This is a genomic window from Terriglobia bacterium, assembly GCA_020072565.1.
Classification (GTDB): domain Bacteria; phylum Acidobacteriota; class UBA6911; order UBA6911; family UBA6911; genus JAFNAG01.
The window spans coordinates 20,055-35,390 of sequence record JAIQGI010000008.1; the positions used below are offsets into that span (position 1 = coordinate 20,055).

Sequence of the window (15,336 nt, forward strand, 5' to 3'; positions counted from 1 at the left end):
CTATCAACTCTTTCTCTGCAGCAGGACGGCGGCAACGATGATGATGCCGGTCAGAATGAGCCGGCTTGCCTCGCTCACCGCGTTGATGCTCAGGATTTTCTCCAGATAGCCGATAGTCAGGGTCCCGAGCAGAGTGAAGGCAATGCGCCCCCGCCCACCCATCAGCGAGGTGCCGCCGATGACAACCATGGCGATGGCGCTGAGTTCATACGTCACACCGGCCTCGGGATCGCCCTGCTGTTCCTGGACCGCCTGGCAGATGCCGGCGACCGCCGCAAACGCCCCTGACAGCCCATATGCGAGCAGCTTGACCCAGCCGGTGGGGACCCCGGAGAGCCGCGCCGCTTCTTCATTGGCGCCCACGGCGTAAAGATAACGGCCCCAGCGCAGCTTGGCCAGGAGGACCCAGCAGATCAAGACGCAGCCCAGAAATATCAAGGTCACGACGGCCAGGTTGCCGCCGAGGACCTTGTGGTCGATTCTCTGAAAAAAGACCGGCAGGTCCACATAGACATAGCTGCCGTCAGGCTGCAGCACGGCTCGCGAGATCTTCTCCCCTCCGGAAATCGATTTTGCGAGACCGCGGGCAAAAACCATGATCGCCAGGGTAGCGATAAACGGCTGCATCTTGAACCGGGCGATCACTGTGCCGGCGAGCGCGCCGCAGGCGATGCCGGCCATCAGGCAGGCGCCGACAGCAAGCAGCGGCGGCCAGGCCAGGCGCAACGAGAGCAGGGCAAACAAGACCGCGTTCAAACCGAGGACGCTCCCCACGGAAAGGTCGATCCCGGCCGTGATGATAACCAGGGTCATGCCGCAGGCGAGGATGCCGATCACCGAGATCTGGCGCAGCATGTCCCGATGGGTTCCCCATTGGAAAAACGCTCCATCGGCGTTGAAGATCAGGCCAAGCAGGAAGACAAAGAGAAGGGCCGAAAGGGCGCGGATCCAGGGGGCGCCGAGAAGGCCGCCTGGAGAAGATGGGGACGCGATATCGACCGGTTCACTCAATTCGTCCATGAGTCCCCCATCGCAGCCCGCAGAATTCCTTCCTGGGTGACTTGCTCACGGGAGTACTCGGCGCTGATCCTCCCGCGGTGCATTACCAGGATGCGGTCCGCAAGGCCGATGAGTTCCTGCAACTCTGAAGTGATCAGCACAATGGCAATGCCTTCCAACGTCCAGCGGCTGATGAGCGCGTATATCTCCTGCCTGGCTCCGACATCGATGCCGCGAGTGGGCTCGTCGAGCAGCAGGACCCTCGGCTGAGTCTCGATCCATTTGGCGAGCAGCACCTTCTGCTGGTTGCCGCCCGACAGGTTTTGCACCTCCTGAGCAAGGGAAGCCCCGCGGATTGCCAGCGATTTTACCTGCCTTTCAGCCATCTCTCGCTCTTTTTTTGTCTGCAGAACACCCCATCGCGAGATGCTCCTGAGTGAAGCCAATGAGATGTTTTTGGCGACGTCCAGACCGAGGATCAGACCCGTTCCCTTGCGGTCGCTGGTCAGGTGGGCCAGGCCGTGTCGAATGGACCATTCTGGTGAGCGGACGGGAAAATAGCTGCCATCGAGATAGACATTCCCCTTGACCGCTTCCGGCCGGGCGCCGAACAGGCCTGCCAGGAGTGCGCTGTTTCCCGAGCCTTGCAGCCCCGCAATGCCGAGAACCTCGCCGGAGCGCAGCGCGAACGAGACGTCCCGCGCCAGCCAGCGCCCTCCATGAGGCGGGGAAGTGCCGGGCCTTCCCACGGAAAAGTGCTCGACCCGCAAGCGCTCCTTGCCGGGCGTCGGCGGGCGGGAAGGGAAGCGCGTTCCCAGCTCCCGGCCGATCATCCACCGGACCAGGTCGACATCGGCAAGTTCTGACGCCGGCGCCGTCCCAATCCGCCGCCCGTCTCTGAGCACGGTGATCCGATCGCCGACCCGGTAAATCTCCTCCATTCTGTGGGTAATGTAAACGATCGCGCTGCCGCCGCGCTTCAGCTCGGCGATGATTTTGAAGAGTCTCTCGACTTCCGGGTCGCTCAGAGCGCTGGTTGGCTCATCCATGATCAGAATGCGGGCGTTGGAGGCCAGCGCTTTGGCGATCTCGATGCGGTTTCTGACGGAAAGGGGGTAGTCGTCGACAGGACGCTGAAGTTCGATGTCAAGGCCGAGCAAGGCACACAGCTGCTTCGCCCTGGCCGCCTGGCGCTTGCGATCGACCAGAAAGCCGGCCGAGAACCGACTCGTCAATTCCCGGCCGAGAAAAATGTTGTCGATCGCAGGCAACGTCCCGACAAGAGACGTCTCCTGGTGAATTACGGAAATCCCCTTCCGGGCTGCGTCGTGCGGGGAGGTGAAGCGCTCTTTTCGTCCGTTCAACTCGATCTCGCCCCGGTAATCGGTATGGACGCCGGCCAGGATCTTTATGAGCGTGGTCTTCCCCGCGCCGTTCTCGCCTGCCAGGATGTGCACCTCGCCCGGGTTCAGGTCGAAGCAGACATCTCGAAGCACTGGAACACCTGAGAAAGACTTGTGAATGTTGCGCATAGAGAGCAGCATGGCCGGTGCTCCCCTCCTATATCACATTCTCAAGAGACAGGGATGAAAGCCGATGCGCAAGCACTCCGCCTGCACGTTTCGTGACAGGTTGCGCCTTCCGCAGGCGTCAAGGGATGCCACCTTCATCCGGAACATCGTCCACGTCCAGCTCGGCACTGCGCTCGTAGTCGCGCAGCAGCGCCTGGGCTGCTTCCAACTGCGAGTCCAGGACTTTGATCTGGATTGCGGCGAGTCCGTCGACAGTAAACGGATAGATATTGTGTGGAACCTGGGTCAGCAGGGCGCAATGAATGCCCGAGCCTTCAAGGATGCTCCTTACAATATTGGCTTCAGTTTCACTCTGGGTCTTCATCAACACGACGAGTTTGTCATGATCCAGATGTTCTTGATCGGACATGCGAACATTCCCTCCGCAGCTGAAGGCTCTCAAGGCTCGTGATCGCTCACTTGAAGCCGGGCATGCCCTTGCCGGTGGTCCTGGCAATCTCGAAATCGTTGGATTCGAGCAGGTTGTACATGTTCTGCTGCAAGGTGATGACTGCTTTTTTGTACGCAATCAAGGCCTGCAGCTGCGCGCCCTGCGCTGCAGAAAGATCGGCCTGGCGCTGGAGGACCTGGAAGTTCTGGCTCATGCCGGCCTCGAAGCGCTGGGTTTCACCGTCGAGTTGTTCCTGGGCAAACTGGAGCGAAACCTTGGCTGTTTCCACACGTTGACGGCTGGTTTCGAGGGCTTCCACCGCGTTGCGGACCTGGACGATGATGTTCTGCTCGGTCTTGGTCCTGTTCATGAGCAGCTGCCGCTTCGAGATTTGGGTCTGCGCCAGCTGCGAATCGACGGTCCTGTTCTTAAGTGGTATCTGGACGGCGAAGGCTACACTCCAGTTAAGGAGACCTTCAGTGAAGATCGTCTTGTAGGCGTTGGGAATGCCGCCGACAAATTGAGGCGGGACACTGCCGCCGGTATTCTGAGGCCCTGCCGTGCCAGTGGAGCCGAATGTGCCGATAAGGTCGAATTGCCATTTCCGCATGTTCTTCTGCAGCTGGTACGTAATGTCGTTCTGCTGCACCTGCAGATTGTATTGCTCCAATTCCGGCCGATTCTTGAGCGCAGCATTGATGGCCTCGTCGAGCTCGACGGTGTACTCCTTGAGTTCGGGCGATTCAGTAGGGACGATGGTTTGATGCCAGATATCGGAATTCCGGTCGCTCGAGATCATGTTTCTCAAGTTGTTTTCGGTGCTGACGATGGTTTCCCTGGCGCGAATCAAATCGATCTCACGGGTGGCCTGGGTAGCCAGAGCTTCCGTGACGGTAATGGTAGCGAGAGTGCCGATCTCGACTTTTGCCCTGTTCTGTTCCACCGTAAGTCTGGCCAACTCCACCGACTGGCGCTTGATGTTGTAATCGCGTATCGCTCCCACCAGATCCCAGTAGAGGCTTTGAATCGATGCGATCGTGCTGGTGACGCTCTGCTTGAACTTGCTGTCGTTGCTCTTGAGGTCAAGATTGTAGAGCTTGATGTTGCTGCGCGTCTGGTCGATCCGGAAATTTCGCCGCAGCGGCTGTGTGAATTGGATCTGGGTGCTCGCCTGAAATTGAGGTGTGAACAGAGATGCCGCCTGGGTTGTGTCGATGCGGCTGGAGTTGTAGGTTGCCGTGATGCCGCCGCCAGTGGGGATGTTCTGTGTGATCGAGAAGTTCCAGACAGCAGTATCCCTCTGGTTGAAAGGGGACTTATCCTTGGACTGGTTTGTGATGTTCGTGTTTGCGGATTTCGTGCTTCCGGTCGACAGGCTCAGGTTGATGGCAGGGTCATAGTATCCGTAAGTCTGGATCACCCTCTGCTGATACATCGCCTCGTTGGTGTCGGAAATCGCGATGTCCAGATTGTTCTGCAGGGCGAGTTTGGTCAGTTCCTTCAGGGAGATGTGCAGCGCCGTCCCGTCCTTCTCCGCCTGTTCGATGGGGTTCAGGAGAAAGCTCGGAATCTGCGTAGCCGGGGCATCCTGCTTTTGCTCCTGCGCGAGCACTCCTCGCGAGGGCCCCCACGACACCAACGTAGAAAGTGACAAGATCGCCAAAACACCAATCTTAAAGCATTTGCCCCGCCCATGCGAGGCTTCCAAGATCTTCATATGACACTCCTTGCTCTGCTTCGACCTACGCGGCACGAAATTAATGGAACTCAATACGATAGGACAAGCAGCATCGTTTCAACAAGCAAAAAGCCGACAATACGGCTCGAAAACAGTTGAGAAGAGCCCGCGCGAATCCCGAGCCTGACCACACAGCGCCGCATCCTGTGATCGGACGCACACGGTTCACATAACATTTCAACGTCTTACTTCCTGCGATCTCAGCGTACCCTGGGTTGAGATTTTGGGGATGCGCTGTGCCGTGCAATGCGTGGCTGATGTGGCCGGCAGGATCTGAAAGGCAGAATCGCCTTCCTTTATGTTTGGCCGGATACCATTCGTAGGCTACAATGCGCCTTATTTTTCCGGGGGGTGTCGCGCACGGCTGTTGGTGCAAAACCGGCTCCGGTGGAACAGGCTTCTGAGGCAAAGGCCGCAATAGTGTTGCCGCGCCAGTCTGCGCTCCGCACCGCTCTGGCGGGTCTGATCGGGAACGTGCTCGAGTGGTTTGATTTTGCCGTCTACGGTTGCTTTGCCAGCGACATCGGCAAGCAGTTTTTCCCGCAGTCGGATCATATCGCACAGCAGCTGTACGGGCTCATCGGCCTGGCATTGATGCTGCCGATGAAGGAAACCAGCCAGCGGCCGCTCGACGAATAAACTGGGTCCGCCCCCGATACCCGTCCACCTTTCGTCAATTTGGCTCTTGCAGGCATCCGGCTCTATGGTCTTTTCCTTTCCATGTGCTTCTGGTAGAGTCGCGCGCAGTTTCATAAGAGGAAACCGGGCATGCATCTGCACCTTATCGATTGGGTCATCGTCGCCTTTTCCCTCGGCATCTGCTTCATCCCGGCGCTGTTTTTCGGCAAGCGCGCAGGCAGGAGCACATCGGAGTTCTTCGTTTCAGGCCGTTCCGTGCCCTGGTGGCTGGCGGGGCTGTCGATGGTGGCGACCACGTTCAGCAGCGATACGCCGAATCTGGTGACCGATATCGTACGCCGCAACGGCGTGGCAGGGAACTGGGTCTGGTGGGCATTTGTGCTGACGGGCGTATCCACGGTGTTTTTCTACGCGCAGCTGTGGCGGCGCTCGGGGGTCATGACGGATCTCGAGTTCTACGAGATCCGCTATTCGGGAAAAGCCGCCGGCTTCGTGCGCGGGTTCCGCTCGGTCTACCTGGGGCTGTTTTTCAACTGCATGATCATGGCGACGGTGAATCTGGCGGCCTGCAAGATCGCCGGCGTCCTGTTCGGCCTGCCGCGCTGGGAGACACTGCTGATCTGCGGCCTGCTCAACGTGGTGTTTGCCGCGCACTCCGGGCTCTGGGGCGTGCTGGTGATCGACATGGTCCAGTTCTTCATCAAGATGACCGCGGTCATCGCTGCAGCCTACTTTGCGCTCAGGCTGCCGCAGGTCGGCGGGCTGCACGGACTGGTCGAGAAACTGTCAGTCCTGAAGGGGCCGAACGGAGTGAATTACCTGAACATCCTTCCCGACTTCAGCAGTAACTGGGATATGGCAATCGCGGTCTTTATCATGCCGATCGCAGTCCAATGGTGGGCCGTCTGGTATCCCGGCGCAGAGCCGGGCGGGGGCAGTTACATTGCCCAGCGCATGCTGGCCTCGAAATCCGAAAAGGACTCCCTGGGCGCCGTGCTCTTCTTCAATCTCGCGCACTACGTGCTGCGCCCCTGGCCGTGGATCCTGGTGGGACTGTGCTCGCTGATCATCTACCCTCAACTTTCCGATATTCGAGAGGCCTTTCCGCACCTCGATCCGAGCCTGATCGGACACGACATCGCGTACCCGGCGATGCTGAAGTTCCTGCCCGTCGGTTTCATCGGCCTGATGGTCGGTGGCCTGATCGCCGCCAACTCCTCGACCATTCTGACCCACCTCAACTGGGGTGCCTCGTACCTGGTGCACGACTTCTATCAGCGCTTCGTCCGGAAAGACAAGCCTGAAAAGCATTACGTGCTCGCCGGGCGCGTCGTGACGGTCTTCCTGTTTTTATGCGCCTCGGGCACGGTCTACCTTCTTGATACCGCCAAGGACGCCTTCGACATCATTCTCCAGGTCGGCGCGGGCACCGGCCTGCTCTACCTGGTGCGCTGGTTCTGGTGGCGCGTAAACGCCTGGTGCGAGGTAGCGGCGATGATCAGTTCGTTTGCGGTCTCGGTCGCACTGCTGTTGCTCCATAAGAACGGTGTGGCCGTCAGCACGCATAAGGGACTACTAATCACCGTCGGCGTCACCACGGTTTGCTGGATGTCGACGGCGTTCCTCGGCCCGGAGACGGATCGAAAGACGCTGATCGACTTCTACAGGAAGGTAAAGCCGTTCGGCCCCGGCTGGTCCGAGATCCGCAAGGAAGCGGGGGTGTCGCCGGCAGAGGCCAAGGCGACGGGCCAGAACATCCCGCTGGGACTGCTCGGCTGGGTGTCGGGCTGCACGGTCATTTGGTCGGCGCTGTTCACCGTGGGCAACTTCCTGTACGGCCGCATGAACTACGCGCTGATGCTGCTGGGTGTGTTCGTAGTAAGCAGCCTGGTTCTCCTGCGCGTGATCAACCGGGTATGGGCCGACAACAGGACTCGCCTGGAGCAGACGGGACAGTAATACATAACTCCCGAAATACCGCTCACACAGCCAGATTCTAAAATAGCCGGAACGAGACCTCGACGTTTGCGCGCACGTTTACGGGCTGGCCGTTCAGCATTGCAGGTCGGTAGCGCCATTTCGTCTTCATAGTATCTGCGGCAGACTCGTCGAGGCCATATCCAAGGCCTCGGATAACCTTAACTTCGCCCACGCTCCCGTCTTTCCAGATCACAACCTGCATCACCATGGTCCCTTCGATTTTGGCTGCCCTGGCTTCTGGGGTGTAAGGAGGTCGGGGCGTGGCGACTGTCGTCGGCTCCTGGATCCCCGGCGTGGTCCTCAAGTCATAGATCTTCTCCACCGAAAGCGCAATCTCCTTGCTCATCTTCGCGGGCGGAGGCGGCGGTGGAGGCGGGGGTGGAGGAGGCGGAATCGCCCGATCCGTCCGCATTTTCTCGAGCCTGCGCCATTGATCCGCAGTCAGTACCCGGCGCATTTCGAGGGTCATGTCCGAATTCTCGGCCTCGAGCGCATTCCGCGCGGCGGTGAGCGCCACCCTCTGGGCGGCAAGCGCTCCTTCGCTCAGTCGCTCAGCCTCGAGCAGGACCTTGAGCTGTTCTTCTTCTCGGAGCAGTGCGGACCGGAGTTCGGCCAGCTGAGCCTGGTGCTGCAGGTAGGCGGCTTCGAGCTGCACCACCTGCGCATCGCTAAGCCCCAACGCACGCACGATCGCAGAGTTCTTCCACCACTTGCCCGAAGTCTGAGGAGGTGGAGGCGGCGGGGGCGGAGGCAGGGTCTGAGCTTGTGGCGGAAGTGGTGGCAGAGGTGGCGGCTGTTGGGCAAATGCAGCGAGCGGGATCAGCAGACACACAAGGCTGAGAATCAAAGAGCGTTTCATATCACCTCCTGCGGAATCTTGTTCATTTCGATTTCCGTTTTCCTGGTTAGGCACTGCGCACGCTTGAACCCGGCCCGGTTCGCGCGCTCCTCACCGCGAGTCTGCAATCGGCCCATCCTACGCGTCCCTCAAGGTGCTTTGCGCGTTGCGATGCCCGCTTTGATCTCGTCGGCCAGAATCATCGCCGGTTCCAAGGCGAGCGGCATCTGAGAATCCGTCAGCCGCTCGACGTCCACGAGCAGGTCCTGGTCATATCCTGCCGCGAAATCAGGAGCCGGCAATGCTCGGGGACTCAGCAGCCAGATGCCCGCGACGGCGACAACGATGACGGCCGCCGTTCCCCAGGTCAGGAGCGGTCTCCAGGGAACGACCTTGCGATGCTGCTCCATCCGTTCCAGCACCGCCTTGAGCTGAGCTGTCCAGAACGATTCGGGCCGCTCAACGGAGGCAAAAGCGGAGGCCCGGAACTCCTTCAAGGCGTCTTCCAGCTGCACATCCCCTTCATGATTGATTTCATCAGTATTCATAGAATCTGTCAGCCTGTTTTCCTCTGTAACTTCCAAGGCCTCTTGCGGAATGAGGCTACCTTTTCCTTACCCCCTATCGCGCCAACTCGCGCCGGACTGCGTTGGTTGCGCTGGAGAGGTGGGCCTTCACGGTCCCTTCCCGCAGCTTCATGGCATCGGCGATCTCATGGAGTGCCATATCCTCGGCAAACCTGAGTGTAAAGACGGTTCGCTGCCGTACGGGCAATCTCTCGACCGCCGCCCAGACCGCAGCAACCCGCTCTTGAACGAGCATGGCAGCCTCCGGAGTGCGGCGCCGATCCGCCGGAGCCTGCTTGTTCCATTCCAGCCCGCGCCGAAGACGCCTCCAGAACGAGGCACGCCGGCTCTTCAGCTGATCCTGTGCCAGATTGATGGCAATGCGGACCAGCCATGTTCCCGGGCCGGCTTCGCCGCGAAAACCGGCACGCCGTGAGAAAGCCCGGAGAAAGCACTCCTGGGTAAGGCTGTCCGCTTCATCGGGGTCACGAAGGAGTGAGAACAGGATCCGGTAGATGCGCCTTTGATGTTCCCGGACGATCGATTCAAAATCCTCCCTTCGAATCTGCCGGTGCGCAGCCTCGGATGCCACGGTCGCTTCCATCAAGCCATGGTTCAATATATCTGCCTCGTGTCCTGCATATATTGGACGAGTTTCGACGGAAATGGTTTAGCCAAACTCATGCTTGAGCTGATGACGGGCAGAAATGCGATTTCTCCGCTGTTTTCCGGACAGCACATGCCGCAATCCCACCTCTCGCTGGAGATTGCTGCATCTCCATCTGTAAACCCAAACCAGCGGATCGGAAAACGAGGATGTCAATAGGATGCGAAGGCTGACCTCCGATCGGATATCAGTTGCGACTCAATTGTTGTTATTACCGCAAAGGACTTGTCGTGTGGTCCGTGGTAATGGTGCTAATCCTGGCGGAGCGTGGTGGAGGGCTCCAGACGCGCGGCGCGATGAGCCGGCAAGAATCCGGCCAGGGAAGTCGTGCCGCCGAGAGCAAGCGTCGCCAGAACCAGGCTGGCCCGATCGCTGGGAGCAAGTTCAAATAGCAGCGACGACAGCACCTGGCTCGATACCAGGAAGGCGGCGAGACCGACAGCGCATCCGATCGCGGCCAGCAAGGAGACCTCCTTCAGCACCAGCCAGTGGATCGAGGCTCGTGTCGCGCCGAGGGCTATCCGCACTCTGTATGTCTCCTGCTACCGTGCCGGTGAAGCCGGGCGCCATGACCCCGACGATCGTCATCGGCAGCTGATTCAGGCGCACCGTGCGATTCAGAATGGATGGATCGCCGCCAAACTGCCGCTGCCAGAAGCCATGGCTGAGGACCACCGCCGGACTGCCGCCTGGCATCTTGTCGTCATCCGGCGTCAAGGCTCTGCCGAGAAACGCTTTGACCCCCAGAAGCTCCTGCCAGCGTGTATCTGCGTCCAATTTTGTTGCCTTTTACCGGCGTTCGGTTCTGCTTCACGAATAATTCGGGCTGGTGCTTTGAACTTGGCTCCCCTCTTTTCCGTACAGTAGGTATGGTCGCGGCTGTGACATGGAACCGCACCGCATGATCGGGGGGAAACGGCATGAAAGATCTGATCCAGGACTTGCGTTATGGTTGGCGCCAGCTGTGGCAGAGTCCGGGGCTTACTCTCGCTGCGGTTCTTTGCATCGCTCTGGGCATTGGGGCTAATTCCGCAACCTTCAGCATTGCCAACGCCGTTCTGTGGCGCAAACCCATGGTGGGCGAGCCCGATCGTCTGGTACGGATTTTTGTAACCTGGTCGAGCGGGCTGAAATACGGCTCCTTTTCATATCCCGATTATGTCGACGTGCGCGACAGGAACGACGTCTTCACTGGGCTCGTCGCAAACAGCATCATGCCCTTCCACCTCACTGCAGGCGATCGCAATGAGAGGATCTGGGGAGCAGTTGTGTCGGGTAACTACTTCTCGGAATTAGGCTTGGAACCAATTCTTGGCCGGGCCTTCCTGCCTGAAGAGGACGGCATGCCGGGCGGCCGCCCGGTCGCCGTCATCAGTGATGGCCTCTGGCAACGCCGTTTCGGTGCCGACCGGGCTGTAATCGGCAGAACAGTACTGTTGAACGCCCGCCCATACACCATTATCGGGGTTGCGCCGAGAGGCTTTTATGGCACAAACACCGGCTTAGGCCAGGAAATTTGGGTACCCATCACGATGGTGGGGCAAATGGGAGACGAACGACGGGCCCTGACATCGCGCGGCAATCGCTGGATTCAGTCGATCATTGGCAGGCTGAAGCCCGGGATCACGATCGAGCAGGCAAGCGCTTCTGTGAACAGTTTGATGGTTCATTTGTCTGAGGAGTACCCCAACACCAACAAGGGTACCAGCGCTCAACTGCTCTGGGACGCTGACGCGAGCCTCCACCCGGAGGTGCGCGACGGATTCGTCAGGTTCATGCGACTCATGTTCGGGGTGGTTGGGGTCATCCTGCTGCTTTCCTGCACCAATGTTGCCGGCCTTTTGTTGGCCCGTTCCGCCTCGCGGCGCAAGGAGATCGGGATCCGGATGGCACTTGGGGCCAATCGTCTGCGCCTGATCCGCCAGCTGCTTTCCGAGAGTGTTCTGCTGTCGCTCTTAGCCGGCGGCGTCGGACTTCTCTTGGGGGTCTGGCTAATCGGGCTGGTTCGATCGTTCAGCCCGCCGAGTGATCTCCCCATCAGATTAGACATTGGCCTCGACGGGTCAGTGCTCGCCTTTACGTTTGTGGTCACGGTCGTCACGGGAGTCCTGTTCGGATCGACCCCCGCTCTTTCAACCACGAAGACCGATCTTGTCACTGTCTTGAAGGAAGGAAGCCCGGTGCAACTGGCCGGGGCTTCTCGATTGCGCCGGATTCTCGTGGCCGGCCAGGTAGCACTCTCGCTTGCCCTTCTGATTGCCGCCAGCCTGGTTGTGCGCAGCCTGCAGAATGCGCGCAATCTCGATCCCGGATTCAATCCGGAGCATCAGGTTGTTGCCGCCCTGGATCTGGGGCTGCAACAATATGACGAAGCCAAAGGCAGGCAGTTCATCCGGTCTCTCAGAGACCGGCTCAGGAGCTTGCCGGGTGTGGAAGCGGTTGGCTTTGCCGATAACCTGCCTCTGAGCCTCTCCAGTAGTCAGACGGGTGCGCGGCCAGAGGGTTATACTCCACCTCCGAGTGCGAACGACCCCCTCATCGATTATGCCACGGTCGACTATGGCTATTTTGCCGCCATGGGGATCCCGGTATTGCGCGGAAGGGGTTTCAGCGAGACCGACAACGTAAGTGCGCCCCCTGTAATCGTGATCAACGAGACCTTTGCGCAGCGCTTCTGGCCGGGGCAGGACCCGATCGGGAAGCATGTCAGGACCGGCAGAAAGGACCAGTTAGTCATTGGCGTCGTCAAGAACGGCAAGTATTTCAGTCTGGGTGAGGAACCCAAAGCCTTTTTATACCTTCCATTGGAGCAGAACCACCGAGCCAGTGTGTTCCTGCACGTGCGGACCGCCGTCGATCCCGATGGCTTTTTACAGACAGTTCGCAAAGAAGTACAAAGTCTCGACGACAAGCTGCCACTGGCCGACCTGAAGACGATGCACGCGGCTATGGGCTTTGCGTTGCTGCCGGCGCGCATGGCTGCCGGGGTCGTCTCCGCCTTCGCCTTTCTCGCCTTGTTTCTTGCGGCTGTCGGCCTTTACGGTGTGATGGCCTACTCCGTCAGCCAGAGCATTCGCGACATCGGCATCCGTATGGCCTTGGGCGCGCAGGCTGGCGATGTACTCAAACTGATCCTCGGCGGCGGCATGACCCTGACTTCGATCGGGTTGGGGATCGGGTTGGTGGTTGGTTTCTTTCTGACGGGCCTGATGAAGGGCCTGCTCTATGGAATCAGTCCCACTGATCCCCTGTCCTATGGTAGTGCCATCGCGGTGTTAGCCATGGTCGCTCTTCTGGCTGTTCTCCTGCCGGCGCGCCGGGCCACAAGAGTCGACCCGATGGTCGCTCTGCGGGAGTACTGAGTGATGAGTGACGAGTGGCGGTGATGGCTAAGGCCATCTAACCCCAGGACTCACCACTCATGACTCATCACTTGTCATTTAGTACTCGTCTGTGTGCTAGAATTCTTCCCCATACAGGATGTTCCTTGATCAGGAGGGTTTGTGACCAACCGCGCTCGAATCTTGTGTGTCCTTGCTGTGATCCTGCTGCTTCCGGTTTCGATTGTCCACGCCCAAACCGGCGTCAATCTTCTGGGGGACAGTGCCGCAGCGCGGGTGGACAAGATTTTCGAACGTTACAGCAGGCAGGATTGCCCCGGGTGTTCCCTCGGAATCGAGCAGGACGGCAAGGTGGTCTACACCCGAGGGTACGGCATGGCCAACCTCGAATACTCGGTGCCGATCACTCCCGCCACCATCTTCGAGGCGGGCTCGGTCTCGAAGCAGTTCACGACCGGGGCGATACAGATCCTGGCCCGGCGGGGGAAGCTTTCGCTCGATGATGATATCCGGAAATATCTTCCGGAGGTCCCCGATTTCGGGTCGAAGATCACCATACGCCATCTGCTGAGTCACACGAGCGGATTGCGAGACCAGTGGGAGCTGTTCACCGTGATGGGGCGGCCGCCGGGCAGCGCCGTTCACACCCTCGACGAAATTCTCGATCTCGTGAGCCGGCAAAAAGAGCTGAACTTCCCTCCAGGCACGCAGTATCTATATAGCAACACAGGGTTTGCGCTGCTGGCCTGGATTGTCCGGCGAGCAAGCGGCGTCTCGCTTGCCGAATTCGACTCGAGGGAGATTTTTCAGCCGTTGGGAATGACAAGCACACAGTGGCGCGACGACCACACGCGCATTGTGAAAGGACGCGCCACAGCTTACAGCACCGGTGCACAGGGGGAGTACCACTCCAACATGCCCTTTACCAACGTTTATGGCAACGGCGGGCTGCTCACTACCGCGGGCGACCTGTTGATCTGGAACCGGAACTTCGAAAATCCGCGTGTGATTGGCCGGGAATCCCTCGACGAGATGCAGATACGCACCAGGCTGAATGACGGAAGCTCGATTATTTATGGCCTCGGCCTCCAAGTTGCCGAGTACAAAGGAGTGCGCGAAATCAGCCATAGCGGTTCCACCGCCGGCTATCGCGCGTTTCTGGCCCGCTACCCCGATCAGCACCTTTCAATTGCGCTTCTGTGCAACCTGGCCAACGTCAATGCGGGCGCGCTGGCGCACCAGGTGGCAGAGGTATTCCTGGAGGGCAAGATCAAAGACCGCGCAAAGCCTGTGCGTGTTGAGGTCCCGGCGGAGCAGATTCAGCGCGCCGCAGGGCTTTACCGCAACTTGCTGACGGATGCGGTGCTGCGCCTGACCGTGCAGGACGGAAAGCTGATGCTCGGGATGGGACAAGGGAACGAACTGGTGCCGGTCGGTGAGAACCGGTTTGAGGCGTCCGGCGGCGCGCAGTACCTCTTCGTGCCCGGGCAACCGATTCGGCTCGAAGTAGTTACGGCTGGGGAGCGGCCGGCAATCTACCATGTCGTACCGGCCGTTACCCCTTCGGCGCAGCAGTTGGCCGAATATGCCGGAAACTACTACAGCGAAGAACTTGAGGTGTCCTATAACTTCAGCGTGCGCGACGGCAGGCTTTTTCTCAAGCGGCGGCTGATGCCTGAAGTGGCGGTCACTGCAACCTATGCCGATGCCTTCAACGAAGGCGGGAGGAGCATCCGCTTCACCAGGAATCGGGCGGGAGAGGTCGACGGTCTCAGTCTCTCCAGCGGCCGCGTGCTCCACTTGCGGTTTATCCGGCGGCCGAATTTGCCGCCGCGATAAGAGCAAGAGTCAGCTTCCTGCCGCGATTTTCCTGAGTGGAGGATAGAGGTGACGACGCGGCGATGTCGCCCTAAAGCTAATCTTTCCTCTGAATTTGCCGATCCTTCATGCTGTGGGGAGGCGTGGTGTCTCGGGGTCCCGCCTAACTGGACTGTGAGAGGGCCGTCGACATGGTGAAACGCAAACAATCGGTGCAGGAGGGGGAGGCAAAAAGAGGGAGAGACCGCAGAACGGCGCCCCGGCAGCCGCCTTCGGTGATTCCGTCCCTCCAGAGTGTCGAGTTGACTAACGGCAACGCGGTGAACCTGGTCAATATTTCCCGCGGCGGCGCACTCGTTGAAACGGAAGCACGCATGATACCAGGAGTATCGATCTGCATCCGGTTGGTTGCGGCCGATGCTGTTTTCATGCTTCGAGGCAGGGTCCTGCGGTCGCGCGCCCTGTCGTTGCGAGGGTCCACCATCCTCTATGAGTCTGCCATCGCGTTTAATGAGGAATTGCCGTTACTTGCGGGTGAATTTGACGAGCCCGCGGTGGAGAAGGAGCCCGCGGCTGCATTTCCTGCGGTGGAAGAAGCCGCTGCGAGCCAACCAGACAGTCAGCCAGGGACGGCTGTGGAAGAACGGCCGATCATGTTCACGCTGACCGTTCCTATCCCGCCGACGGGTCCCGACCTTCGTCAAATATTTGGGCTCAACAAGTGGTGACTGGGAATCGTCCTTGAGGTGGACCAATTTGGGAGATGCCGCGAGTTTGCGCGCGCTTTC

13 protein-coding genes are annotated in these 15,336 nt (G+C 59.5%); 5 read left to right on the forward strand and 8 right to left on the reverse strand.

Going from position 1 to position 15,336, the window contains the following annotated elements; translation table 11 throughout:
- Positions 1-3: 3 nt before the first annotated feature.
- The 4 genes from LAP85_06670 to LAP85_06685 form a co-directional block, all read right to left on the reverse strand.
- Positions 4-1,020, reverse strand: coding sequence for an ABC transporter permease (locus LAP85_06670; protein MBZ5496069.1), 1,017 nt, complete (start codon positions 1,018-1,020; stop codon positions 4-6).
- A complete protein-coding gene (locus LAP85_06675; protein MBZ5496070.1) occupies positions 1,008-2,543 on the reverse strand; it encodes a sugar ABC transporter ATP-binding protein in 1,536 nt (511 codons plus the stop codon). The genes LAP85_06670 and LAP85_06675 overlap by 13 nt, the downstream gene beginning before the upstream one ends.
- A 106-nt stretch (positions 2,544-2,649) precedes the next feature.
- Entirely contained in the window at positions 2,650-2,940 is a 291-nt protein-coding gene (locus LAP85_06680; GenBank protein ID MBZ5496071.1) for a DUF2007 domain-containing protein, read from the reverse strand.
- 46 nt (positions 2,941-2,986) lie between these two features.
- The gene (locus LAP85_06685; protein MBZ5496072.1) at positions 2,987-4,678 is read right to left on the reverse strand and encodes a TolC family protein; all 1,692 of its coding nucleotides are present in this window, start codon (positions 4,676-4,678) and stop codon (positions 2,987-2,989) included.
- 408 nt (positions 4,679-5,086) lie between these two features.
- On the opposite strand from LAP85_06685, the gene LAP85_06690 reads away from it, so the two are divergent.
- Entirely contained in the window at positions 5,087-5,338 is a 252-nt protein-coding gene (locus LAP85_06690; GenBank protein MBZ5496073.1) for a hypothetical protein, read from the forward strand.
- 129 nt (positions 5,339-5,467) lie between these two features.
- Positions 5,468-7,297 (forward strand): Na+:solute symporter, encoded by a 1,830-nt coding sequence (locus LAP85_06695; protein ID MBZ5496074.1) that lies wholly within the window; start codon positions 5,468-5,470, stop codon positions 7,295-7,297.
- 37 nt (positions 7,298-7,334) lie between these two features.
- Here the strand turns inward: LAP85_06695 and LAP85_06700 are convergent, their stop codons facing one another.
- The 4 genes from LAP85_06700 to LAP85_06715 form a co-directional block, all read right to left on the reverse strand.
- The gene (locus LAP85_06700; GenBank protein ID MBZ5496075.1) at positions 7,335-8,177 is read right to left on the reverse strand and encodes a TonB family protein; all 843 of its coding nucleotides are present in this window, start codon (positions 8,175-8,177) and stop codon (positions 7,335-7,337) included.
- Between the two features lie 128 nt (positions 8,178-8,305).
- Complete coding sequence (locus tag LAP85_06705; GenBank protein ID MBZ5496076.1) at positions 8,306-8,704, reverse strand: hypothetical protein; 399 nt, start codon at positions 8,702-8,704, stop codon at positions 8,306-8,308.
- 73 nt (positions 8,705-8,777) lie between these two features.
- On the reverse strand, positions 8,778-9,314 hold the full coding sequence (locus LAP85_06710; GenBank protein ID MBZ5496077.1) for an RNA polymerase sigma factor: 537 nt from the start codon (positions 9,312-9,314) through the stop codon (positions 8,778-8,780).
- Between the two features lie 459 nt (positions 9,315-9,773).
- Positions 9,774-10,166, reverse strand: coding sequence for an ABC transporter permease (locus LAP85_06715; protein MBZ5496078.1), 393 nt, complete (start codon positions 10,164-10,166; stop codon positions 9,774-9,776).
- Between the two features lie 143 nt (positions 10,167-10,309).
- On the opposite strand from LAP85_06715, the gene LAP85_06720 reads away from it, so the two are divergent.
- From LAP85_06720 to LAP85_06730, 3 genes are all read left to right on the forward strand, one after another.
- The gene (locus LAP85_06720; GenBank protein MBZ5496079.1) at positions 10,310-12,751 is read left to right on the forward strand and encodes an ABC transporter permease; all 2,442 of its coding nucleotides are present in this window, start codon (positions 10,310-10,312) and stop codon (positions 12,749-12,751) included.
- A 141-nt stretch (positions 12,752-12,892) separates the two neighbouring features.
- Complete coding sequence (locus tag LAP85_06725) at positions 12,893-14,569, forward strand: beta-lactamase family protein (GenBank protein ID MBZ5496080.1); 1,677 nt, start codon at positions 12,893-12,895, stop codon at positions 14,567-14,569.
- A 170-nt stretch (positions 14,570-14,739) separates the two neighbouring features.
- The gene (locus LAP85_06730; protein ID MBZ5496081.1) at positions 14,740-15,276 is read left to right on the forward strand and encodes a PilZ domain-containing protein; all 537 of its coding nucleotides are present in this window, start codon (positions 14,740-14,742) and stop codon (positions 15,274-15,276) included.
- The last annotated feature ends 60 nt before the right edge of the window (positions 15,277-15,336 follow it).